Source organism: Luteibacter sp. P1_D3 (genome assembly GCF_056406135.1).
This window is the reverse complement of the sequence record NZ_JBFUAT010000006.1, coordinates 82,499-105,885: the sequence shown is the minus strand read 5'-3', so window position 1 is coordinate 105,885 and position 23,387 is coordinate 82,499. Positions and strand designations below refer to the sequence as shown.

Sequence of the window (23,387 nt, the reverse complement as noted above, 5' to 3'; positions counted from 1 at the left end):
GGCGGACCGCTTACATCCGTCTAACGCGCGAAGGTTTATCCCTTCCGGACCTCGACCCTCCGGAGCCAACGTCATGAAGACCGTCCTCGCCGGCATCGCCCTCACCCTCGCCATCGCCGCTCCCGTGGCATCCGCCGGTCAGCTCGACAAGCTGATGGGTGGATCGTCCAGCAGCTCGCTCACCTCCGGCAGCATGGGCAACGTCGCCGGCATCCTGCAGTACTGCGTCACCAACAACTACCTCGGCGGCGACAGCGGCGCTTCGGGCGTGAAGGATCAACTGCTCGGCAAGCTGGGTGGCGGCTCGTCCGCGACCGCCGCCGCGCCGACGCAGGACAAGGGGTATCTCGACGGCGCCAAGGGCCTGCTCAAATCCAAGGACGGCAAGACCGTGGATCTGGGTGGCGCAGGCGGCTCGGACAGCTCCCCCATGGGCGACATGAAAGCCAAGGTCACCAAGAAGGCCTGCGATGTCGTGCTCAAGCAGGGCAAGGGCATGCTCGGCGGCATGGGCAAATGACATGACGTGGACGGGACATGGACGTCCCGCCCCGTAAACCGGGAGACCTCCCACCCCGAGGATCTCCCCATGGCGAAGCACGCCACGTACGACCCCTATGCCATGCGCGACCCGCGGACGCAGTATCCGCAGCCGGATTTTTCCAAGCAGCCCCAGCCGGCACCCGGCCTCGCGGCCGACATGGTGCCGAAACCCGACCACGGCGAGACCAGCTACCGCGGCAATGGTCGCCTGAAGGGTCGCAAGGCCCTGGTCACCGGTGGCGACTCCGGCATCGGCCGCGCCGCCGCAATCGCGTTCGCGCGTGAAGGCGCCAGCGTGATGATCAACTACCTCCCCGAAGAACAGGAAGACGCCGACGACGTGATCGCCCTGCTCACCGGCGAAGGCCATACCGTGATTGGCGTACCGGGTGACCTGAAGGACGAAGCCTTCTGCAAGCAGCTCGTCGCCAGGGCCGTGAAGGATCTTGGCGGCCTCGACATCCTTGCGAACGTCGCGGGGCGCCAGCAGTTCGCCAAATCCATCGCCGAACTGGATAGCGCAGCGTTCCAGGCAACCTTCCAGACGAATGTGTTTGCGCTCTTCTGGCTGTGCAAGGCGGCCCTGCCGCACATGCCGCCGGGCGCGGCGATCGTGAATACGGCTTCGATCCAGGCGTATGAGCCTTCGGACATCCTGCTCGACTACGCGCCCACGAAGGCCGCCATCGTCGCCTTCACCAAGGCGCTGGCCAAGCAGGCCGCTGAGAAAGGCATCCGCGTGAATGCGGTGGCGCCGGGTCCGGTGTGGACGCCGTTGCAGCCGAGTGGTGGACAGCCGCAGGAGAAGCTAGTGGAGTTCGGCAAGAACGTGCCGCTGAAGCGCCCGGGACAGCCGGTGGAGTGTGCGCCGGTGTACGTCCTGCTGGCGTCGCAGGAGGCGAGCTTTATTACCGGCGAGACGTATGGGGTGACCGGGGGGCATATGTTGCCTTGATGAGGGCGCTGCCTTGAGGCGAGCACCCTTCGCCGATAAATCGGCTCCTACCAAAGCACGAGAACCTGCTCGGTAGGAGCCGATTCATCGGCGATGCTTTTACGATTCCCGCGTAATCCGCCCGATCGCCTCGATCAGGTCCGCCACCCCATACGGCTTCACGATGATCGCTGTCCGCGCATCGCGCTCGACGCCATTGGCGGTCTGGTCGCCCGTGGCGAAAAGCACCGGCAGCGACGGCTGTACCTCACGCATGCGCTCGGCGACCTCGACACCGTTCATCCCGGGCAGGCCGACGTCGGTGAGCAGGATGTCGATATCCTCGGCGCCATGCCAGCGCATGGCCTCGACGCCGTCGCCCGCTTCGAAGACGATGTGCCCGCGGCTCTCGAGCATCTCGGCAATCGACATGCGGATGAGTGCATCGTCCTCGACCACCAGCACACGCAACGAAGCCGGGGCGCCCTTCGGCGGCGGTAGCGACGGTGCCGGTGCGGCCCTGGGATCGACCGGCGTGCGCGGCACGCGCCCGGCGAGCACATGGCGGATCTTCCGCGCCAGGGCTTCACGCGAATACGGCTTGCTCAGCAACTCCACGCCTTCGTCCAGGCGGCCGCCGTGCACGATGGCGTTCTCGGTATAGCCCGAGGTGAACAGCACGCCGATGCCGGGCTGACGCTCGGCGGCCTTGCGTGCCAGTTCCGGGCTGCGCAGCGGACCGGGCATGACGACATCGGTGAACAGCAGATCGATGGCGATGCCGCTCTCGATGATCGACAACGCACTTTCCGCATCACGCGCCTTCAACACGCGGTATCCGAGGTCGGCGAGCAAGCCGACCACGGTCTCGCGTACCGCCTCATCGTCCTCGGCGACGAGGATGGTTTCGTCGCCGCCGCGTACGCCTTCTTCCTCGATATCGACCACGCGGTCCTCGCCCTGCACCGAGCGCGGCAGGTAGATCTTCACCGTCGTGCCTTCGCCCGGCTCGCTATAGATCTTCACGTGGCCACCGGACTGTTTCACGAAGCCGTAGACCATCGACAGCCCCAGGCCCGTACCGCGACCTTCGGGTTTGGTCGTGAAGAACGGATCGAACACCTGGCCAAGGATGTCCTGCGGTATGCCGGCGCCGGTATCGGTCACGGCGAGCATCACGTACTGGCCGGGACGCAGGTCGCCATGCGCCTTGGCATAGGCGTCGTCGAGCAGCGCGTTACCCGCCTCAACGGTCAGGCGGCCCTGCCCATTCATCGCATCGCGCGCGTTGATCGCCAGATTGAGCAGCGCGTTCTCGACGTTGGAGGGATCCACCAGGGTGTTCCACAAACCACCCGCGATCACCGTTTCCACGTCGATGGCCTCGCCGAGCGCCCGACGCAGCAGCTCATCCATGTCGCGAACAAAGCGACCGATGTTGACGACCTTCGGCGCCAGCGGCTGGCGGCGGCCGAAGGCGAGCAACTGGGCGGCGAGTTTGGACCCGCGCGTGACACCGGCCATGGCATTGGCGACGCGGCGTTCGGCCCGCTCGTTGCCCGACACATCGGTGGCGAGTAACTGCAGATTGCCGCTGATGACCTGAAGCAGGTTGTTGAAATCATGGGCGACACCACCGGTCAGGTTACCGATGGCGTCCATCTTCTGCGCCTGACGCAGCTGTTCCTGGGTGATCTCCAGCGCCGCCTCGCGCTCGCGCTCGGACGAGACATCGCGCGCCACGGCGAAAATCAGGCCCTCGCTCGGCACAGCGCGCCAGGAAAGCGTGCGCAGGCCGCCGTCGGCGGTGCGATAGCGGTTCTCGAAGCGGAGCGTGGTCTCACCGTCGGCAAGATGGCCGGTCTCGTCCTGGGTACGGAAAATGTCGTCCGGATGGACGAAGTCGAGGTAGGAGCGGCCGACCGTGTCGCGCTCGCTCCAGCCCAGGATGGCGGTCCACGCCGGATTGACCGACAGCAGGCGCGTGTCGGTGTCGGCGACGACCAGGATATCGCTGGACAGGGTCCAGACCCGGTCGCGCTCGTAGGTGCGCTCGACGACCTGGCGCTCCAGGTCCTTGGCGAGCAGCCGCAACTCGTGCTCGGCGCGGCGCCGTTCCACGGCCACCCGCGTGCGGCTGGCCACCTCGCTGACGAAGCTGATCTCTTCCTGCAGCCATTCACGGGGGTGTTCATCGTTGAGATAAAGCAGCGCGACGAAGCCGCCCCGCTCGGTCACCGGCATATTGATGAAGGACAGGGCACTGATGCCGTCCAGCGCATCGRCCGTGACCGCGGTGCGCGGGTCGGTCCGGGCGTCGGTGATGACGACGGTTACGCCGCGCTTGAGCTCCTCGATATACGTGCCGTAGTCGCGAAAGCGCAGCACGCCGGCGAGCGTGGTGATCCCCGGCGCGTTCCAGTCGCGCTCCACGGTGATCGTCTCCGCGACCGGATCGATCGTGCCGTAGCCGGCGCGACTGACCTTCAGGGTGCGACCCAGCACCTCGGCGACGCGATAGGCGATCTCGGCCGGATCTTCCAGGTCGCGCAGCAGGTTCCCTATCTCGATCAGGGCGAGCCGGCGATCGTCAGCCGCGCTGGCGCCGTTCGCACCATCGTGTGCCGGACGGATCGTCACCACCACGCTCGCGGATACACCGGGGCGTGCTTCCAGCGACACGCGCACAGGGACGCCATCGGCGGTGCCCAGGGCCAGTTCGCGCACGCCGTTGCCCGGCACGACCAGCGGCAGGGCCGCGAGAAGGCGGCGCCGGCTCTCCTCGTCCCACAAGGCCAGGAACCCCGTTGGCTCGTGTTCGCGCAGGCGCGCCGTGACCCAGGCGTTGCCGTAGAGCAGGTCCCCCGTCGCGGACAGGGCCGCAAAGCCGAATGGCAGGCCATCGAGCGCATGGGAAAGGAGGGTCTGGTCCTGCAATGCGAACGATGAGGGCATCGGTAATGCAATCGTGGGTTGGAGATGGGCGGCGATTTTATCGGTTCGTGGTGGTTCCCTTTGTGTAGACGGTCTTCACAAAACCCTCATCCCCCAGGGCACGAAAACCGCTTGACAAAGGCGACTCCCAAGCCGATCAAGCACCTAGGGCAAACACCCTACATCTTGTGTTGACGCACCCCCCGGCCAGCTATATCGTGTGTCCCGTTGGTGTCCGGAGAGGCGCGACTGCCCGTCGGACTTAATAGGGAATACCGGTGTGAATCCGGAACTGCCCCGCAGCGGTAAGTGGAAACGATCCCGTTCTATGCACTGGTCCTCCGGGGACTGGGAAGCGACGGGTAGGCGGGCCGAGAGGCCCACGTCCACAAGTCCGAAGACCTGCCAGCAATCGGAGCCCGAGCGGCCTCGATAGCAGTGACGGCTTCCGCGGGGAAGCACGTCGCGGACCGGAGCCCTTCGCGGCGCTCCGTCCTCGACGATTCCCGCGTTTCACCGCCATCGCATCGAGCCGGTTCCTCGGGAACGGGGTTTGACCAAGGCCATGGGGCTGCCAACACAATGACGACGATGGATTCCGCAGCGCGCGAGCGCACCGAGACGGCCGATACGGCCGCCACCTCCCCTGCAGCAACGGACAAGGCGCTGGCCGCCGGCTACAAGAACAACGACGCGCCGCCGGCCTTCGCGCTGACCCCGCCGCACAACCCCGGCCAGATGCGCGTGACCAAGCGCAATGGCGGCCACGAAGTGGTCGACGTGAACAAGATCGTGCGCGCGGTGACGCGCAGCGCCGATGGCCTGTTCGCGGTCGACCCGATGCGCGTGGCGCTGAAGACGATCGGCGGCCTGTACGACGGCGCCACCACCCAGGAACTCGACCAGCTGTCGATCCGCACCTCGGCGGCCCTCACCGCCGAAGAGCCGGAGTACGGCCAGCTGGCCGCGCGCCTGCTCTCGGCCTTCGTCGACAAGGAAGTGTCGGGCCAGGACATCCAGTCGTTCTCGCAGTCGATCTCCACCGGCTTCGACCTGGGCATCCTCAACGAGCGCCTGCGTGATTTCGTCCTGATCAATGCGCGCAAGCTCAACGATGCGATCGACACCACCGGTTCGCGCCGCTTCGAGTATTTCGGCTTGCGCACGGTGTACGACCGTTACCTGCTGCGCCACCCGACCAAGCGCTTCGTGATCGAAACGCCGCAGTACTTCTTCATGCGCATCGCCTGCGCGCTTGGCGGCAACGATGTCGCCGAGACGCTCGAGCTGTATCGCATGCTGTCGTCGCTCGAGTACCTGGCCAGCTCGCCGACCCTGTTCAACGCCGGCACGGCGCACGAGCAGCTGTCATCGTGCTTCCTGCTCGACTCGCCGCAGGATGCGCTGGAATCCATCTACGCCAAGTACGGCGACGTGGCCCAGCTGTCGAAGTTCGCCGGCGGTATCGGCCTGGCCTACTCGCGCATCCGTTCGCGCGGTTCGCTGATCAAGGGCACCAACGGCCACTCCAACGGCCTCGTGCCCTGGCTGAAGACGCTCGACGCGTCCGTGGCCGCGGTGAACCAGGGTGGCAAGCGCAAGGGCGCGGCCTGCGTGTACCTGGAATCCTGGCACGCCGACATCGAGGAATTCCTCGAGCTGCGCGAGAACACCGGTGACGACGCGCGCCGCACGCACAACCTGAATCTGGCCAACTGGGTTCCCGACCTCTTCATGCGTCGCGTGGAGATCGACGGTGACTGGTCGCTGTTCGATCCGAAGATCGTTCCGCACTTCGTCGACACCTGGGGCCCGACCTTCGACGCCGCCTATGAAAAGGCGGAAGCCGAAGGCCTCGCCGCGAAGTCGATCAAGGCCCGCGAGCTCTATGCCCGCATGCTGCGTTCGCTGGCCCAGACCGGCAATGGCTGGATGACCTTCAAGGATCGCTCCAACGCGACCAGCAACCAGACCGCGCTGCCGCAGAACGTGATCCACCTGTCGAACCTGTGCACCGAGATCCTCGAAGTGACCTCGGAAGGCGAGACGGCCGTGTGCAACCTCGGCTCGGTGAACCTCGCCCGCCACGTGGTCGACGGCCAGTTCGACTACGACAAGCTCGCCACCACGGTGCGTACCGCCGTGCGCCAGCTCAACCGTGTCATCGATCTGAACTTCTACCCGATCGCCACGGCGAAGACGGCAAACATGAAGTGGCGCCCGGTCGGCCTCGGCGTGATGGGCCTGCAGGATGTCTTCTTCAAGCTGCGCCTGCCGTTCGATTCGGAAGAAGCCCGCAAGCTGTCGACGCGCATCCAGGAAGAGATCTACTTCCACGCGCTGTCCATGTCCAACGAGATCGCCGAGCGCGACGGTCCGCTGCCGGGCTTCGAAGAAACCCGTTCGGCCAATGGCGAGATGCAGTTCGACTACTGGCCGGCCGCCACGCCGACCGACGTCGACGGCCGCTGGGCCGAACTGCGCGAGAAGATCAAGGCCAAGGGCCTGCGCAACTCGCTGCTCATCGCCATCGCACCGACCGCGACGATCGCCTCGATCGCCGGTTGCTACGAGTGCATCGAGCCGCAGGTGTCCAACCTGTTCAAGCGCGAGACGCTGTCGGGCGACTTCCTCGTGGTCAACCGCTACCTGGTCGACGAGCTGAAGACGCTGGGCCTGTGGACCGCGGAAGTGCGCGACCAGATCAAGCTCGCCGAAGGTTCGGTGCAGGGCATCAACGCGATTCCGGCCGCGCTGCGCGAGGTGTACCGCACCACGTGGGAGCTGCCGCAGAAGGCGTTGATCGACCTCGCCGCCTCACGCGGTGCGTACATCGACCAGAGCCAGTCGCTGAACCTGTTCATGGAGAACCCGAACATCGGCCAGCTCTCCTCCATGTACATGTACGCGTGGAAGTCGGGCGTCAAGACGACCTACTACCTGCGCTCGCGCCCTGCCACGCGTATCGCGAAAACCACAGTGAGCTCCCCGGCCGCCGTCCAGGCACCGATCGCTCYGGTCGCCGATGCGCAGGAACAGGCCGAAGCCGCGGTGTTCTGCTCGCTCGAGAACCCCGAGTACTGCGAAGCCTGCCAGTAACAACAGCAACAACAGCAACAACATCTTTTGTAGGAGCCGATTCATCGGCGATGGGTGCCCGCGACATCACCAGGCTCCCGTCTCCGCAGGAATCGCCGATAAATCGGCTCCTACAGAGATTCCGAATACCGACGCTGGCGCCAGCTTGCGCCGCTCATTCTTTTCCGAGGTACCCGATGTCCGCTGCACCGATCACCCGCGACTCCAACATCCTCGATCCCGGCTTCGAACTGACGCTGCGGCCGATGAAGTACCCGCAGTTCTACGAGATGTACCGCTCCGCCATCCGTAACACCTGGACGGTGGAAGAAGTCGACTTCTCGCTGGACACGTCGGACCTGAAGTCGAAGATGTCGGACGCGGATCGTCACCTCATCCATCGCCTGGTGGCCTTCTTCGCCACCGGCGACACGATCGTGTCGAACAACCTGGTGCTGAACCTGTACCAGCACATCAACTCGCCCGAAGCGCGCATGTACCTCTCGCGCCAGCTTTACGAGGAAGCGCTGCACGTGCAGTTCTACCTCACCCTGCTCGACACCTATATTCCGGAACCGTCGGAGCGCAACAAGGCGTTCGCGGCGATCGAAAGCATTCCGTCCATCGCGGCCAAGGGTGAGTTCTGCTTCAAGTGGATTGATTCCATCCAGAACCTCCATCGCCTGGAAACCCGCGAGCACCGTCGCCAGTTCCTGCTCAACCTGATCTGCTTCGCCGCCTGCATCGAAGGCCTGTTCTTCTTCGCCGCCTTCGCCTACGTGTACTACCTGCGTTCGCGCGGCCTGCTGCACGGCCTGGCCTCGGGTACCAACTGGGTCTTCCGCGACGAGTCCGGCCACATGGCCTTCGCCTTCGAAGTCGTCCGCACCGTGCGCGAGCAGGAGCCGGACCTTTTCGACGACGAGATGCGCCTGCAGGTCGAAGCGATGCTCGAAGACGCCATCGCCTGCGAGACCCTGTTCGCCCAGGACGTGCTCTCCGGCGGCGTCGCCGGCCTGTCGGTCACCGACATGCGCCAGTACCTCGAGTACTGCGCCGACCAGCGCCTCGTGCAGCTGGACATGCCGAAGAAGTACGGCTCGAAGAACCCGTTCGACTTCATGGACCTGCAGGACGTCCAGGAACTGACCAACTTCTTCGAGCGCCGGGTTTCCTCGTACCAGGTCGGCGTGGAAGGCGAAGTCGCCTTCGACCAGTCGTTCTAAGTCGTTCTTTGGCTCGGTAGGAGCCGATCCATCGGCGATCCCGCGGCAGCGGGCCAGGGTGTCGCCAGCACCTTATCGCCGATGAATCGGCTCCTACACGAGCAGGCCTGGAAGCGGTGGCTGTATCATTGCTGCACTGCAACAGGAACTGCCATGACCGACATCGCCCACCCCATCGAGGCACGCGTCCTCGAGATCGTCTTCCCCGACCACACCAACCACCTCGGCACGCTATTCGGTGGCCAGGCGCTGGCTTGGATGGATAAGGCGGCCTTCCTCGCCGCCTCGCGTTACTCCCGGAAGATCGTCGTCACCGCCCGCTCGGAGCAGGTCGACTTCCACGTCCCGGTACGCAAGGGTCAGATGGTCGAGCTGATCGCCACGGTCGTCTCGGTCGGCCGCACCTCGATGAAGATCGACGTCGCCATGTACACCGAAGACCTGCTCACCGGTGCGCGCGAGCTGTGCACGCGTGGCACGTTCACCATGATCGCGCTCGATGCCGATCACAAGCCGACGCCCGTACAGCCGCTTCCGGCCTGACGCTGGCGCCCTTTCGCCGATGAATCGGTTCCTGCGACGGCCTTGCTCGGGGTAGGAGCCGATTCATCGGCGAATGGGTGCTTGCCGCGACCTTGCCCGCTGCCGCGGGTTCGCCGATGAATCGGCTCCCACCCTGTTGACTTAGAGCGCACTCGAAGGCGTACGCTCTTCGAATGCCCAATTCGATGACCATCGCCGAGGCCGCTCTCGCCACCGGCCTCACCACGCATACGCTGCGCTATTACGAGCAGATCGGCCTGATCGATCCGGTGCCGCGGCGGAGTGGCCAGCGTGTGTACGGCGAGGCCGAGATGCGTTTCATCCATTTCGTGCTCAAGCTGCGCGCCACCGGCATGCCCATGCGGGTGATCCAGGAATACGCCGAGCTGCGTCGCCAGGGCGAGACGCCCGAGAGCATCCGCCTGCGCGGTGATCTCCTGGCGCGCCATGCCGCGACGCTGCGCGACGAGCTGGTCACGCTCACCGAGACGATCGGCCGGCTGGACGAGAAGATCGCCCTGTATCGCTCGATGTACGTCGAAGACGGCGCCCCTTCCCCCGCCGAAGCGCCGACGCCTCCCGCGCCGGTGCCGGCTGCCATCCCCTCGAAACGCAGGAGAAATGCATGAAGACCCGCCAACTTGGAACGCATGGACCGCAGGTGTCCCTGCTCGGCCTCGGCTGCATGGGCATGAGCGAGTTCTACGGCGCCGGTGACGAGAAGGAATCGATCGCCACCCTCGAGCGCGCGCTCGAGCTGGGCATCACCTTCTGGGACACCTCCGACGCGTATGGCCCGCACACCAATGAAGAACTGCTCGGCCGCACGCTCGCCGGCCGTCGCGACCAGGTCTTCCTCGCCACGAAATTCGGCATCGTGCGCGATCCGAACGACCCGACCAAGCGCGGCATCAGCGGCCGCCCGGAGTACGTGCGTCAGTCCGTCGAAGGCAGCCTGCGCCGCCTGAAGACCGACGTCATCGATCTCTACTACCAGCACCGTGTCGACCAGACCGTGCCGATCGAGGAAACTGTCGGCGCCATGGCGCGCCTGGTCGAGGAAGGCAAGGTGCGCCACCTGGGCTTGTCCGAGGCCTCGGCCGAATCCATCCGCAAGGCGGTCAGCGTGCATCCCATCGCCGCGCTGCAAAGCGAGTACTCATTGTGGACGCGCGACCCGGAGACGACGGGCACCCTCGCCGCCTGCCGCGAACACGGTATCGCCCTGGTCGCCTATAGCCCGCTGGGCCGTGGCTTCCTCACCGGCGCGATCACCCGACCGGAAGATTTCGCCGAGGACGACTACCGCCGCCTCAACCCGCGCTTCGTCGGCGAGAACTTCCAGAAGAACGTCGCCATCGTCGACAAGGTTAAGACCTTCGCCGCCGACAAGGGCTGCACGCCCGGCCAGCTGGCCCTGTCGTGGGTGCTGGCCAAGGGCGAGGACATCATCCCGATCCCGGGCACCAAGCGCCGGACCTACCTGGACGAGAATGCCGGCGCTGTGGACGTCGTGCTGAGCGCGGCCGAGGTCGCCGAGATCGACGCGATCTTCCCGCCAGATTCCGCCGCCGGCGAGCGCTACCAGGCCAACATGATGGGTTTCATCAACGCCTGATCCGTGAACGGCAGCCCCGCCCCCAGTTAACGGGGGTGGGGCTTCCCTCCCTATAATGGGCGGATGTCATCTCCCGATCATTCGCCGCTGGGCAAGGCCACCGTCTACGCCGACCGCTACGACGCCGGGCTGCTCTACCCCATTCCCCGCCAGGTCAAGCGCGACGAGATCGGCGTCTCCGCCGATGCGCTGCCGTTCCATGGTGTGGATGTCTGGAACGGCTACGAGCTGTCCTGGCTGGACCTGCGCGGCAAGCCCGTCGTCGCGGTCGCCGAATTCCGCTTCCCCGCGACGACGCCGAACATCGTCGAATCGAAGTCGTTCAAGCTGTACCTGAACAGCTTCGCCCAGGAACGCGTGGCCGATGCGGCCGCCGTGCGCGCGACCCTCGTTCGCGACCTGTCGGCAGCCGCCGGGGGCCCCGCCGAGGTGATCCTGCGGGCACTGGGCGAGCTCGACGGGACGCCGATCGCCGAGCCCGAAGGCGCCCTCCTGGACGTCCAGGAGCTCGACTTCGACAGCTACGGCCCGCCCCGCCCGGATTTCCTGGCGACCCACGAAGGCGACGCCCGGGAAGTGCTGGTCTCGCACCTGCTGCGCTCCAATTGCCCGGTCACCGGCCAGCCCGACTGGGGCAGCGTGCAGATCGCCTATACGGGCGCGCCGATCGATCGCGCCGGTCTGCTCCGCTACCTGGTTTCGTTCCGCAGCCATACCGAATTCCACGAGCAGTGCGTCGAACGCATCTTCATGGACATCCGCGAACGCTGCGCGCCGCGAGAGCTGGCCGTGTATGCGCGTTACACGCGCCGTGGCGGCCTCGACATCAATCCGTTCCGCAGCACGGACCCGGCCGCGGTACCCGGTAATCCGCGTGGCGCGCGCCAATAATGAATGCACCGTTCATGCGTTCTTCATTGGTCTTGCCTTTAGTTGTGTAGCCTGTAACCTGCCGCGGCCAAGGGGATCGGTCCCTGTGCCTCGTCCCATTCGACTTTGATCAGCACTATCGGAATCCAGACATGAAGCTTTCCTTCCGTTCGTCCGCCCTCGCCACGGCCACTGTCGCCGGTCTGCTGGTCCTCACCGCCTGCGGCAAGAAGGAAGATCAGCAGAACGCCGCTCCGGCGCCGGCTGCTACCGCTCCGGCTGCCGCCAGCACCGCCCCGGCTGCTGCTCCCGCCGCTGCGACGACGGCTGCCGCTGTCGCTGCCCCGGCCGCCCAGCCCGCTGCCGCGCCCGCCGCACCGGCCGCCGCTGCCGACACGCTGAAGGTCGGCGCGGTCACCCTCGGCAACGCCGTCGGCGCCGACAAGAAGGTCGCCAAGGCGAAGAACGCGTTCGCTCCGTCCGACAAGACCATCTACGCTTCGGTCGCCACCGATGGCACGACCGCCGGCGCCACGCTGAATGCCAAGTGGACCTACCAGGATGGCGACACCGCCACCACGGTCAGCGACATCAGCCAGTCGATCAGCACGGACGGCCCGGCCGTCACCACGTTCAAGATCCAGAATCCGAACGAGTGGCCGGAAGGCAAGTACAAGGTCGCCATCTCGCTCAACGGCCAGGCCGTCGGCAACGAAGCGTTCGAGGTCAAGAAGAAGTAAATCCTTCTTCCGCGAGTGCGTTGAAAAGGGGGTGGCGAAAGCCACCCCCTTTTTCGTGGACCCACCTGCTCTTGCCTTGGTAGGAGCCGATTCATCGGCGATCGGGTGCTTGCCTCACCCTTGCCCGCTGCCGCGAGATCGCCGATAAATCGGCTCCCACACAGAGCGGTCTGCGTACAGAAAGCCGGGCTTTGCTTACTTCTTCAGCAGCGTGTTCAGGAGTGGATAGGTCACCGCAGTCGGCGCGTCCTTGCCCATGAACTCGGCCGCCTTCCGTGCGGTAGCCGCATAGGCTTCCAACGACAGCGCGATACCCGCGCTCAGGCGCCGCGCGCCGGCCGAGTAGAGCTCTGCGTGCGACGGCAACCCCGGCACCAGCATCACGTTCAACGGAACCGGCGCGATGCCCTCGGCAACCCGTCGGATCTCTTCGATCACCGATATGCCAGGAACGAACATGCCGTCGATTCCGGCGTCGATGTAGCGCTTCGCCCGCGCGAGGACTTCCTCGACCGCCGCGTCACCCAACGCCATGCCACGGAGATACACGTCGGTGCGCGCGTTGATGAAGAGGTCACGCTTACCCAGCGCGGCGCGTATCGCCTGCAGCTTCGCGACGAGCAGGTCCGGCGACTTCGATCCGTCCTCGATGTTGATGCCCGCCACGCCTTCGTCCACCAGCGTGGCGACCAGCCGGGCCACTTCCTCCGGGTCGTCCGAACACCCTTCTTCGATATCGACGGTCAGGGGCAGCTCCACCACGCGCAGGACGCGGCGCACGGCGCCGATCATCTCGGCGGCAGGCAGCTGATCACCATCGGGCCAGCCGCACGACCAGGCCACGCCGGCGCTGGTCGTGGCGATGGCCGGGGCCCCGGCATGCTGGACGACTGCGGCGCTGGCCGGATCCCAGGCGTTGGGCAGCACGAGAAGTTCGTTACCGCGATGAAGGTCTCGAAGGCGTTGGGCACTCATGGAAAACGTTCCTGGCGAGAAGGTGCGCACACCATCGCGCCTTGGCGGCAGCGCCGCAACTGCCGTCCGGCGTGTAGGAAATGCATAGACCCGGTGAGACACGGACTCACCCGTTGACGACACGGACTTCAGGCAGGCGATGGTCGAATGGCACCCGACCTGGAGCAGCAAGTGATGCCGCCCGGGCGGCACCATCGCTCCACCCACCCTATTCCGTTTCTACCGCGTCACCAGAGAGGAGTCATCGACATGCTGCATTGGGCCGTAGTTTTCTTCGTCATCGCCATCATCGCGGCGGTCTTCGGCTTCACCGGCATCGCCGCCGGCGCCGCCAGCATCGCCAAGATCCTGTTCGTGGTCTTCCTTATCCTGTTCATCCTGTCGCTGCTGTTCGGCGGCCTGCGTCGCGGTCCCAGGATATAAGTCACGCGCACACCGAGTAAGAGGGACAACGCCCCGGCCCCAGACCGGGGCGTTGTCTTATCCGGACGTCGCCAACGAGGGTCCTTCCATGCGCACGTTCGCCAGCCTCATCATCGCCCTCTTCCTTGCCGGCACAGCGTCCGCCGAGTCCGCGCGGAGCAGCGCCGCGGATACCGACTTCGTCCGCAAGGCCAGTAGCGGCAACCTTACCGAGATTGCCCTTGGCAAACTCGCCGCGGACCAGGCGTCCTCGGACGATGTGAAAAAGTACGCCGCTCAAATGGTGACCGATCACACCCAGGCAAACGCACAACTGGGCAAGCTGGCGGGAAGCAAAGGCATCCAGATCGCCACCGCGCCGGATGTGGCGCAGCAGCAGGACATCGACCGCCTCAAGGGCCTCGACGGGGCAAATTTCGACCGCGCGTATTCCGACCTCATGGTGCGCTCGCACAAGCTGACGACGGGGCTTTACGAGCTGGAGGCCAGCAAGGGCGAGGACACCGACATACGCGCCTTTGCCCATGACACGCTTCCGCTCCTGCGCGAACACGAAAAGCTGGCAGATTCGTTGCCACCATTCTGACCGTGGCCGGGCTCGCCGTGGACGGCGAATCGGCGGATCATCGGGGATCCGCCATTACGTCTCCCCGGACACCGCCATGTCATACGACGCCCTCAACGCGCTCGACCGTCTTCCCCGCATTCCCTTGCTCGACACCGCGACAGCGGTCCATCGCCTCGAGCGCATCGAAGAGCGGCTTGGCCTCGCCAGGCGAGGCATTCGCCTGAGCATCAAGCGTGACGACGTCATGGCCCTTGGCGGCGGCGGCAACAAGCTGCGCAAGCTCGAGTATCACCTGGGCCATGCGCGCGACATCGGTGCAGACACGATCATTACGGTCGGCGGCGTTCAGTCCAACCATGCGCGTCTGACGGCGGCGGCGGCCGCACGGCACGGCTTCGATTGCGAGATGCTTCTCGCACGCATGGTTCCCAAGGACGGTGACGACTACGAGAAGAACGGCAATGTGCTTCTCGACGCCTTATTCGGTGCGAAAGTGACGCTACTGCCGCGTGGCGAGAATGCACTGGTCCATGCGACGGCGCGCGCGGAAGCGCTACAGGCGAAAGGCCATGTCGTGGTTATTCTTCCGACCGGTGGCTCGACGCCACGCGGCGCACTGGGCTACGCGCGTTGCGCGCGGGAAATCGCGCAGCAGGAAGACGAACTCGACCTGCGCTTCGATCGCATCATCGTGCCCAATGGCAGCTCGGGAACGCATGCGGGCCTGATCGCCGGCTTCGCCGCGCTGGGCCGCCAACCGGAGCGGGTGACGGCGTATTCCGTTCTTGCCGCACGCGACACCGCGGCAACGACGACGCTCGGGCTGGCACGCGAGGCGCTGGGCTTGCTCGGCTCGCCGGCCGAGTTGTCCGACCCGCATGTGCGCATGGATGGGTCACAACTCGGCGATGGGTATGGCGTGCCGACCGCCGCCATGAAGGACGCCCTGCGTCTGATGGCGAGCGTTGAAGGCATCCTGCTGGATCCGGTGTATTCGGGGAAGGCGTTCGCGGGGTTGGTGCAGGCGCTTAGCGATGGGACCGTGCGCGATGGCGAGCATGTGTTGTTCATTGCGACGGGTGGGCAGCCTGGCCTCTATGCGTATCGCGAGGATCTGGTGGGGTGATCGCTGCCCCATCGCCGATGAATCGGCTCCTACCTCAAGGCAACTCCACGCGCGCGATCAAACCGCCGCCGGGGCGAGCCGCCAGGGTAAGCCGCCCGCCGATCGACAGCATCAGCTGCGCGGCGATCGCCAGGCCCAAGCCCGTTCCACCCGTATCGCGGTTGCGCGAATTCTCCAGCCGGTAGAACGGCTCGAGCACGCGCCCCAGTTCGTCCTCGGGAATCCCCGGACCGCGATCGGCGACTTCGATGCATAACGTGCCGGCCGCGGTGCGCGCCATGCCTACTTCCGCCGTGCCGGCGTACTTCAACGCGTTGTCGATCAGGTTGCCGAGCACCCGTCGCAGTGCCTGCGGCCGGACGATCGCGGTGCCGTCGACGCTGCCGGAAAGACTCACGGCCTTGCCGGTGTCCTGGTAGTCGAAGACGAGGCTTTCCACGAACGCGGCCGGATCGATCTTGCGCGGCGTCTCCRTGGCGCCATGCGCACTGCGCGCATACGCCACGCCTTCGCGCACCAGGTGCTCCATCTCGTGCAGATCCTGTAGCAGCTTGCCGCGCTCCTGTGAATCGTCGAGAGCCTCGGCGCGCAGACGCATGCGGGTGATCGGCGTCTGCAGATCGTGCGAGATCGCGGCGAGTATCTGCAGGCGCTCCTTCACGTAGAGCGCGATGCGATCCTGCATGGCATTGAACGCCACCGCCGCCTGCGCCACCTCGGTCGGCCCGTCCTCGGCCATGCGCGGTCCTTCGTTCGTCGGGGTGATGGACTCGGCGGCACGAGCCAGTCGTACCAGCGGACGCGTAGCCAGGCGCACGGCCAGCCAGGTGATCACCACCAGCACGATCATCTGCAGGATGAAGACGAAGGGCAGCCAGTCGGCGAGGGGCATCACGCGCGGCGTGACTTCGATAGCCAGGGGGGCGCCGTCGTGCAGGGTGAGATGCACCTGGTAACGCTCCGGCCCCATCGCGACGGTGTTCGCCCTGACCGCGAACGACGGGCCGACTTCGCGCTGGATCAGACCGGTGACGACACGCGCACGCTCTGAGATCGGATCGGTGCCACCCTGGCCCGGACCGAGGATGTAGCGGTAGTTGTCGCGCTGGAGCCGACCCAGCCACGCCGGGCGCTCCGCAGCCGGGAGGCGATCGAGAATCGCCACCGATGTACCGACGTCGTGCTCGAGGGTATTGAGCATGACCGTCTTCGCGCTCTGGTAGCGCTCGAAGAACAGCAGCCCGAACGACATGCCGTGCGCCAGCAGCAACCCGGCAAAGATGATCAGGTACAGGCGCGATGCGATGCTCTTCGGCATCCAGCGCGCCAGCGTCGCATTCACGACGCTTCCCCGAGCACGACAACCGGCATGGTGAAGACATAGCCTTCGTTGCGCACGGTCTTGATATAGGCCTGCTCGCGGGCGTCATCGACGAGGCGCTGGCGGAGACGACTCACCATCAGGTCGATCGAGCGATCGAACAGCTCCGCGTCGCGCCCCTGGGTGAGGTTGAGCAGCTGGTCGCGCGAGAGGATGCGCTGCGGGTGATCGAGGAACACGCGCAACAGGCGGAATTCCGCACCGCTCAGCGACACGATGGTGCCCTCGTCGTCGAGCAAGTGGCGCGCGGTGGTGTCCAGGCGCCAGCGACCGAAGCCGAGCATGCCACTGGCTTCGGTCACGCGGAGGTTCGGCGGCAGCATGCGCGTGCGGCGGATCACCGCGTTGATGCGCGCCAGCAGTTCGCGCGGCGAGAACGGCTTGACCACGTAATCGTCGGCGCCCATCTCCAGGCCGATGATCCGGTCGGTCTCGTCGTCGCGCGCCGTGAGCAGGAGCACCGGAATCGCCCGGTGCTTGCTCGCGCGCAGGTTACGGGTGAGCACCAGCCCGTCATCGCCAGGCATCATGATGTCGAGCACGATGAGGTCCACCGCGGTGGTATCGAGCAGGGCGTTCATCTCGCGACCATCGGCCGCTACGCTGGTGCGCAGCCCGTTCTTCTGCAGGTACTGCGCGACACCCGTGCGGATTTCGCGATCGTCATCGACGACGAGGATATGGTCGACGTGGTCCATGAAAGGCTCCCGTGGGTGATGTCAGGCAGAGTCAGGCCCTGGTCACGCCTTGCCCAAGAGCTGGCGGACGCGTGCTTCGGTTTCGTCGTAGTTTCCCTCGCCATAGTGGCTGTAGACAATCTTGCCGTTCTGGTCGATCAGATATAGCGCAGGCCAGAACCGGTTGCCATAGGCGTTCCAGGTGGCGTAACCGTTGTCGACGGCCACCGGATACGTGATGCCTTGCGCCTTGATGGCCGATGCGATCCCGGGAAGCTCATGTTCTTCGTCGTACTCCGGCGTATGCACGCCGACCACGACCAGACCGTCGTTCGCGTACTTCTTGTACAGCGCCTCGGTATGCGGCACGACATGCACGCAGTTGATGCACTCGTGCGTCCAGAACTCCACCAGGGTGACCTTGCCATGCAGGTCCTTGACGGAAAGCGGTTGCGAATTGAACCAGTGGTCGATGCCGACGAAATCCGGCGCAGGCACGGACGCGGAAGCGGCTGTGGTGTCGCCGGCACGGTCGCGGGCCCAGCCGGCGGGCCAGGCGGCGATCAGGGCGAGGCAGATCGCAGAGAAGCCGATGAGAAGACGGGAGGAGGTCATGGCGCGTCACCTGTGAATGAGGATGACTTATTGAAGCCCCGCCACGTATCCCGGGCGTGTCGCCGGGAGTGCCGTTTTGTATCGCAACGTAGCGGGCCAACCCGTATGTATCCCAATGTATCCCGCGGTGGCCGCTACACATTCCGACGCGTTTCGGCAGGCATGGCGACACAACCGGGATACGCCACGGGCGTCTCCTAGTCACCACCTCAAACCGAACGGGAGACCACCATGACACGCATCGAAAACGTCCTCTATACCGGCAAGACCCGCACCACCGGCGGCCGCGACGGCGAGTCGCGCAGTTCCGACGGCCGCCTGGTCATCAAGCTGTCCCCGCCCGGCACGGCCGGCGAAGGCACCAATCCCGAGCAGCTCCTCGCCGCCGGCTGGTCCGCCTGTTTCATCGGCGCCATGGGCCTGGCCGCCCGTGCGCAGCACGCGGCCCTGCCCAAGGACACCGAAGTGAATACCGAGGTCGACCTCGGCACGGCCGGCGACCAGTACTTCCTGCAGGCCCGTCTCAACGTGAGCTTGCCGGGCCTGGATCGCGAGGTGGCCCAGTCACTCGTCGACACCGCGCACCGCACCTGCCCCTACTCGAAGGCGCTGCACGGCAACATCGACATCGTAACCACCCTCGTCTGAGGTCGATACACATGGCCGGAATGGCTATGTGCGCCAGCGCCCGACCGGCGTAAATTATCGCGAGCCACGACGCCCGTGGCTCCCGGTAACGAACGGAGATGCGTATGTTTCGTCGGTCGTGGTTCGTGTGGGTGTCGCTGCTGATCGCCGCAGCGGCACATGGCCAGGAGATGCACGACCACGGGATGCCCGAGAAACTCGGGAAAGTCACGTTTCCCATCTCCTGCGATCCCAAGGTGCAGCAGCCTTTCGACCGTGCGGTCGCCCTGCTGCACTCCTTTGCCTATGGGCCCGCCGCCAAGGCGTTTCGCGATATCGCCGCCGCCGACCCGACCTGCGCCATGGCGCACTGGGGAGAGGCGATGACCTATTTCCATCCGGTCTGGGCACCGTCGCTTCCACCCGACACGTTCGCGGCGGGCCAGAAGGCCATGCTCGAGGCGACCCGCCTGGGCGCCACGAGCCCCCGCGAGAAGCAGTTCATCGGAGCGCTCAGTCAGCTCTACAAGGTCGATCCCGGCCTGAAACCCGCGCAGCGCACGCTGGCATACGAACAGGCCATGGCGGTGCTGGCCCACGACAACCCGAAGGACGTCGAGGCGCAGGTGTTCTACGCCCTGGCACTGCTGTCCAATGCCGCTCCTTCCGACAAGACCCACGCGAAGCAGAAGCAGGCCATCGATATTCTCGAGCCGCTGTTTCGCGTGAATCCCGACCATCCGGGCATCGCCCACTACCTGATCCACGCCTGCGACAGCGCCGAGCTGGCGCAGCGCGGCCTTCCCGCCGCCAGGAAGTACGCGGGCATCGCGCCGTCCGCACCGCATGCCCTGCACATGCCCTCGCACATCTTCACGCGGCTGGGCCTGTGGGACGACTCGGTTCGATCCAATCTCGCCTCGGAGACGTCCGCGCGTGAACACGGCGATGTCATGGGCCAACTGCATGCGATGGATTACCTGGTCTATGCGTACATGCAGACCGGTCGCGCCAAGGACGCGGCGGGCGTCGTGAACGACATGCGCGCCATGCCATCGCTCGACATGACCGATTTCGGCGTCGCTTATGCGGCCACCGCCATGCCGATCCGCGTCGCGGTCGAACAGGGTCTCTGGGTGGCGGCAAGCACCATCAAGGACCCCGCGRGTGCACCACCCTCGGTGGTCGCCATCGCCGTGTGGGCCAGAGGCATGGGCTTGGCCCGTACCGGCCACGCCAACGACGCAGGCCGGGAGGCGACGCGCCTCGAGCAGATCGCGAAACAGCTGAGCGATAGCGGCGACACCTACTGGTCGGTACAGACCGCCGTGCTGGCGGATGAAGTCAAGGCATGGTCGGCGCAGGCCGCGGGTGACAGCGCGAACGCCGTGGCGCTACTCACCTCGGCGGCGGACAAGGAGGATGCGCTGGAGAAGCGACCGGTGACCCCCGGCCCGATCCTTCCCGCGCGAGAGCAACTCGGCGACCTGCTCCTTGTGCAGAACCAGCCCGACCTCGCCGCGACCGCCTTCAAGACCGCACTTGCCGAGTCACCCGGCCGCGCCGGCGCACTACGCGGCCAATCCCAGGCCACCCACTCCACCCGCGCCTTGTAGGAGCCGATTCATCGGCGATCCCCAGCACCCTCACCACCTCACGGAAACGCAAGAACTCGCTGCCATTTGCCCCCTCCATCCGGGTTGCCCATGCCAGAATGACCCCATCGCATCCCGACCGAATTCCCCCCAATGACCTCGCCCCGCACCACCGTCTTCGCCGCCCTGGCGCTCTGTGCAACCTTAGCTCTCGCCACAGCCACCGGCGCACCCCAGGCGGCACCGACCAGCACGGGCGCAGCGGCGCACGCCGATACCCAGGGACCGATCGCGCTCGTCGCCAGCGACCAGCAAGCCGTCGCCGGCAAGGTTGCCACCCTATTCCTGAGCCGATTCCACTACCGGCCCCGACCGCTGGATGCGACGTTCTCCGCCGTCGTCTTCGACAAGCTGGTCGAAACGCTCGACCCGGAGCGCGGCTACTTCACCCAGGCCGACATCGCTCATTTCGCGCCGCTTCGGCCCACACTTGGCAACGCCATCGACCAGGGTGACCTGACGCCCGCCTTTGAGCCGGTGAATCTCTATCTCAATCGCGTTGTCGACGAGGCGCGCTACGCGCAGTCGCTGCTGAAGGATGGCTTCGACTTCACGGCCCACGAGTCCATCGCTACCGAACGGAAGGCCGCACCGTGGCCTGCGTCGACCGACGAACTCCATGAACTGTGGCGTGAACGCGCCAAGGAAGACTGGCTGCGCCTGAAACTGGCCGGACAAGGTGACGATGCCATCCGCAAGACGCTTGGCCATCGTTACGCAAACCTCATCTCGCGCATCGAGAAGACCAGCACCGACGACGCCTTCCAGTTGTTCATGACGGCGTACGCCGAGTCGACCGATCCGCACACCGACTACTTCGCGGCGAAGGCCGCGACCGTGTTCAACACGGAAATGTCCCTGTCGCTCGAAGGCATCGGCGCCTATCTGCGCGAGCACGACGAATACACCCAGGTCACCGAGTTGATCCCGGGCAGTCCGGCCGCGAAGTCCGGGAAGATCCATGTCGGCGACCGCATCACCGGCGTAGGCCAGGGCACCGCCGGTCCGCTGACCGACGTGATCGGCTGGCGCTCGGACGATGTCGTTGCGCTCATCAAAGGCAAGAGCGGCACCTCTGTACGCGTCGAGTTGCTTCCCGACGAGAGCAAGGGCGATGTCGCCCCGCACACCATCACCCTCACCCGCCGCCACATCAGCATCGAGGACGAAGCCGCGAAGCAGACCGTGCTCCAGGTCGGCGAACCGGGCCATGCTCACAAGCTGGGCATCATCACCGTGCCGTCGTTCTATGAAGACTTCGACGCAAGGCGTGCGGGCGACGCGAACTACCGTAGCGTGACGCGCGATGTCTCGCGCATGCTCGGCGAGCTGAAGAAGCAGAAGGTCGACGGCGTGGTCATCGACTTGCGTGACAACGGCGGCGGATCATTGACTGAAGCCTCGGACATGGTCGGCCTGTTCACGGGTGCCGGCCCGGTCGTGCAGGTGCGCAGCGCGGACGGCAAGGTCGAGGTGCAAGGTGCCACCAACGCCGCACCGGCCTGGTCGGGTGCGCTGGGCGTTCTCGTGAATCATGGCTCGGCCTCTGCCTCGGAAATCTTCGCCGCGGCGATCCAGGACCGCGGTCGTGGCGTCATCCTCGGCCAGCGCACGTTCGGCAAGGGCACGGTGCAGAACCTGCTCGACCTCGACGAGGCCGTGGAGGACGCGCACGACGGCAATCTCGGCGAGCTGAAGATGACGATCGCCCAGTTCTATCGCATCAACGGCGATAGCACGCAGCTCCTCGGCGTGACGCCGGATATCGCGTTCCCGGCGACGGAAGACGAGAAGGATTTCGGCGAGTCGACCTATAAGAACGCGCTACCAGCGTCGTCGATCGCGGCCGTTCCGCACGCGCAGGACAAGACGCTCGCGCCGCTCTTCCCCAGACTCGATAGCGCGCACCTGGCACGCGTACAGCACACGGCACGCTGGCAGCTCACCATCGACGAGCTCGCCGCCTTCCAGGCGACGGCGGCGCGCACGACCGTCTCACTGAATCTCGATGAGCGCAAGGCGACCCGCGAGGCCGACCTGAAAGTCTCGGCGGACTTCCGCGCGCGTCGCAAGGCACTGAATCTGGCGGATGGCCTTCCCACCGACGACGACACCGCGCTTCAGGGTGACGACGGCCTGGATCCGGAAGAGCGCAGCGTCGCGTTGGACAAGCGCCCCGAGCCGACCAAACCGTCGAAGGATCCGTACGTGCAGGAAGCGGCGCAAATCATCGCCGATGAAGCGGCGATGTTGATGGCGGCCCCGAGCGCACAAGCGCCCGGGTGATCGATCGTTACGTGGGTGCCGCAGCATCCGCGGAGGCGAATTGTCCGCGCAGCTTGTAGGTGGCTTCCACCGCGCGGATCGCCGACCAAAGCGCTATGCCCGCAAGGAAGACGTTGGTTCCACCAGGCATCTTGGCACCCATCAGGTGGGCCACCGTCACAGCCGCGACCAAGGCGGCAAAGAGCACCAGGATGCTCGCGGCGGCCCGACTATTGAAGCGCCAGAGCAGACCGGCGAGCACCACGTAGATCACCGCGTCGATGATCAAGGCACGGCCGATAAACATCGCGAGGAACGCCTGAAGGCCCGCAAGGCATAGAAACAGGATCGATGTTTCCCTGACGATCGCCAGCGCGTCAGCGCGACTCTCGATCTTCGCCATGACGGCGGACTTCCCGCCCTTACGCTTCGGTGGTTCATACGTACCCGTGGCGTACTCAGGCTTCTTGAGCCTGTCTGCCATTGCGCGCGCGAAATCGTCAGGTGTTCCCTTGTCTTCCATGCTGCCCCCTGGTGGGCCGGCGAATGGTCCGTCGGCGCTGTGCGACGGAAGATCGCAAGGGGGCCG

Annotated in this window: 21 protein-coding genes and 1 riboswitch; of the genes, 15 read left to right on the top strand and 6 right to left on the bottom strand. The window is 65.6% G+C overall.

Features of this window, described 5'->3' with window-relative positions; genetic code table 11:
* The first annotated feature begins 73 nt into the window (after positions 1-73).
* Together AC1DYM_RS06305 and AC1DYM_RS06300 are read left to right on the top strand one after the other, a co-directional pair.
* Positions 74-520, top strand: coding sequence for a DUF2501 domain-containing protein (locus tag AC1DYM_RS06305; RefSeq protein ID WP_477337028.1), 447 nt, complete (start codon positions 74-76; stop codon positions 518-520).
* A 69-nt stretch (positions 521-589) separates the two neighbouring features.
* Entirely contained in the window at positions 590-1,498 is a 909-nt protein-coding gene (locus AC1DYM_RS06300; protein ID WP_477337026.1) for an SDR family oxidoreductase, read from the top strand.
* A 99-nt stretch (positions 1,499-1,597) separates the two neighbouring features.
* Here the strand turns inward: AC1DYM_RS06300 and AC1DYM_RS06295 are convergent, their stop codons facing one another.
* Entirely contained in the window at positions 1,598-4,432 is a 2,835-nt protein-coding gene (locus tag AC1DYM_RS06295) for a hybrid sensor histidine kinase/response regulator (RefSeq protein WP_477337024.1), read from the bottom strand.
* Positions 4,433-4,623: 191 nt separating this feature from the next.
* A riboswitch (cobalamin riboswitch) is annotated at positions 4,624-4,835 on the top strand.
* A 167-nt stretch (positions 4,836-5,002) separates the two neighbouring features.
* On the opposite strand from AC1DYM_RS06295, the gene AC1DYM_RS06290 reads away from it, so the two are divergent.
* From AC1DYM_RS06290 to AC1DYM_RS06260, 7 genes are all read left to right on the top strand, one after another.
* Positions 5,003-7,510, top strand: coding sequence for a ribonucleoside-diphosphate reductase subunit alpha (locus tag AC1DYM_RS06290; protein ID WP_477337022.1), 2,508 nt, complete (start codon positions 5,003-5,005; stop codon positions 7,508-7,510).
* A 176-nt stretch (positions 7,511-7,686) separates the two neighbouring features.
* On the top strand, positions 7,687-8,715 hold the full coding sequence (locus AC1DYM_RS06285) for a ribonucleotide-diphosphate reductase subunit beta (RefSeq protein ID WP_477337020.1): 1,029 nt from the start codon (positions 7,687-7,689) through the stop codon (positions 8,713-8,715).
* A gap of 153 nt (positions 8,716-8,868) precedes the next feature.
* Positions 8,869-9,258 (top strand): acyl-CoA thioesterase, encoded by a 390-nt coding sequence (locus tag AC1DYM_RS06280; protein ID WP_046968327.1) that lies wholly within the window; start codon positions 8,869-8,871, stop codon positions 9,256-9,258.
* A 173-nt stretch (positions 9,259-9,431) separates the two neighbouring features.
* A complete protein-coding gene (locus AC1DYM_RS06275) occupies positions 9,432-9,887 on the top strand; it encodes a MerR family transcriptional regulator (RefSeq protein WP_477337017.1) in 456 nt (151 codons plus the stop codon).
* Positions 9,884-10,876: an aldo/keto reductase gene (locus tag AC1DYM_RS06270; RefSeq protein WP_477337015.1), complete on the top strand. Its 993-nt coding sequence runs from the start codon at positions 9,884-9,886 to the stop codon at positions 10,874-10,876. Before AC1DYM_RS06275 ends, AC1DYM_RS06270 begins: the two co-directional genes overlap by 4 nt.
* Positions 10,877-10,939: 63 nt before the next feature.
* Positions 10,940-11,767: an NADPH-dependent 7-cyano-7-deazaguanine reductase QueF gene (gene queF / locus AC1DYM_RS06265; RefSeq protein WP_477337013.1), complete on the top strand. Its 828-nt coding sequence runs from the start codon at positions 10,940-10,942 to the stop codon at positions 11,765-11,767.
* Positions 11,768-11,898: 131 nt separating this feature from the next.
* Positions 11,899-12,486, top strand: coding sequence for a hypothetical protein (locus AC1DYM_RS06260; RefSeq protein ID WP_477337011.1), 588 nt, complete (start codon positions 11,899-11,901; stop codon positions 12,484-12,486).
* 195 nt (positions 12,487-12,681) lie between these two features.
* Here the strand turns inward: AC1DYM_RS06260 and AC1DYM_RS06255 are convergent, their stop codons facing one another.
* Complete coding sequence (locus AC1DYM_RS06255) at positions 12,682-13,461, bottom strand: isocitrate lyase/PEP mutase family protein (RefSeq protein ID WP_477337009.1); 780 nt, start codon at positions 13,459-13,461, stop codon at positions 12,682-12,684.
* Positions 13,462-13,710: 249 nt separating this feature from the next.
* On the opposite strand from AC1DYM_RS06255, the gene AC1DYM_RS06250 reads away from it, so the two are divergent.
* From AC1DYM_RS06250 to AC1DYM_RS06240, 3 genes are all read left to right on the top strand, one after another.
* Entirely contained in the window at positions 13,711-13,884 is a 174-nt protein-coding gene (locus tag AC1DYM_RS06250; RefSeq protein ID WP_046968321.1) for a DUF1328 domain-containing protein, read from the top strand.
* A gap of 88 nt (positions 13,885-13,972) precedes the next feature.
* Positions 13,973-14,470, top strand: coding sequence for a DUF4142 domain-containing protein (locus AC1DYM_RS06245; protein WP_477337007.1), 498 nt, complete (start codon positions 13,973-13,975; stop codon positions 14,468-14,470).
* A 76-nt stretch (positions 14,471-14,546) separates the two neighbouring features.
* Positions 14,547-15,578, top strand: a complete 1,032-nt coding sequence (locus AC1DYM_RS06240) for a D-cysteine desulfhydrase family protein (protein WP_477337005.1) — start codon at positions 14,547-14,549, stop codon at positions 15,576-15,578.
* A gap of 34 nt (positions 15,579-15,612) precedes the next feature.
* Here AC1DYM_RS06240 and AC1DYM_RS06235 read toward each other — a convergent pair whose 3' ends face one another.
* The 3 genes from AC1DYM_RS06235 to AC1DYM_RS06225 are packed head-to-tail and all read right to left on the bottom strand — an operon-like array spanning position 15,613 to position 18,251.
* On the bottom strand, positions 15,613-16,920 hold the full coding sequence (locus tag AC1DYM_RS06235) for a sensor histidine kinase (protein ID WP_477337003.1): 1,308 nt from the start codon (positions 16,918-16,920) through the stop codon (positions 15,613-15,615).
* Entirely contained in the window at positions 16,917-17,657 is a 741-nt protein-coding gene (locus AC1DYM_RS06230) for a response regulator (RefSeq protein ID WP_046968319.1), read from the bottom strand. Before AC1DYM_RS06230 ends, AC1DYM_RS06235 begins: the two co-directional genes overlap by 4 nt.
* Positions 17,658-17,699: 42 nt before the next feature.
* Positions 17,700-18,251: a redoxin family protein gene (locus AC1DYM_RS06225; RefSeq protein ID WP_477337001.1), complete on the bottom strand. Its 552-nt coding sequence runs from the start codon at positions 18,249-18,251 to the stop codon at positions 17,700-17,702.
* Between the two features lie 231 nt (positions 18,252-18,482).
* Here AC1DYM_RS06225 and AC1DYM_RS06220 point away from each other — a divergent pair, with 231 nt between their 5' ends.
* The 3 genes from AC1DYM_RS06220 to AC1DYM_RS06210 all read left to right on the top strand — a co-directional run bounded on the left by AC1DYM_RS06220 (position 18,483) and on the right by AC1DYM_RS06210 (position 22,819).
* The gene (locus AC1DYM_RS06220; RefSeq protein WP_477336999.1) at positions 18,483-18,899 is read left to right on the top strand and encodes an organic hydroperoxide resistance protein; all 417 of its coding nucleotides are present in this window, start codon (positions 18,483-18,485) and stop codon (positions 18,897-18,899) included.
* Between the two features lie 104 nt (positions 18,900-19,003).
* Complete coding sequence (locus AC1DYM_RS06215; protein WP_477336997.1) at positions 19,004-20,494, top strand: tetratricopeptide repeat protein; 1,491 nt, start codon at positions 19,004-19,006, stop codon at positions 20,492-20,494.
* Positions 20,495-20,626: 132 nt separating this feature from the next.
* Complete coding sequence (locus AC1DYM_RS06210) at positions 20,627-22,819, top strand: carboxy terminal-processing peptidase (protein WP_477336995.1); 2,193 nt, start codon at positions 20,627-20,629, stop codon at positions 22,817-22,819.
* 7 nt (positions 22,820-22,826) lie between these two features.
* Here AC1DYM_RS06210 and AC1DYM_RS06205 read toward each other — a convergent pair whose 3' ends face one another.
* Positions 22,827-23,321 (bottom strand): hypothetical protein, encoded by a 495-nt coding sequence (locus AC1DYM_RS06205; RefSeq protein ID WP_477336993.1) that lies wholly within the window; start codon positions 23,319-23,321, stop codon positions 22,827-22,829.
* Positions 23,322-23,387: the final 66 nt, after the last annotated feature.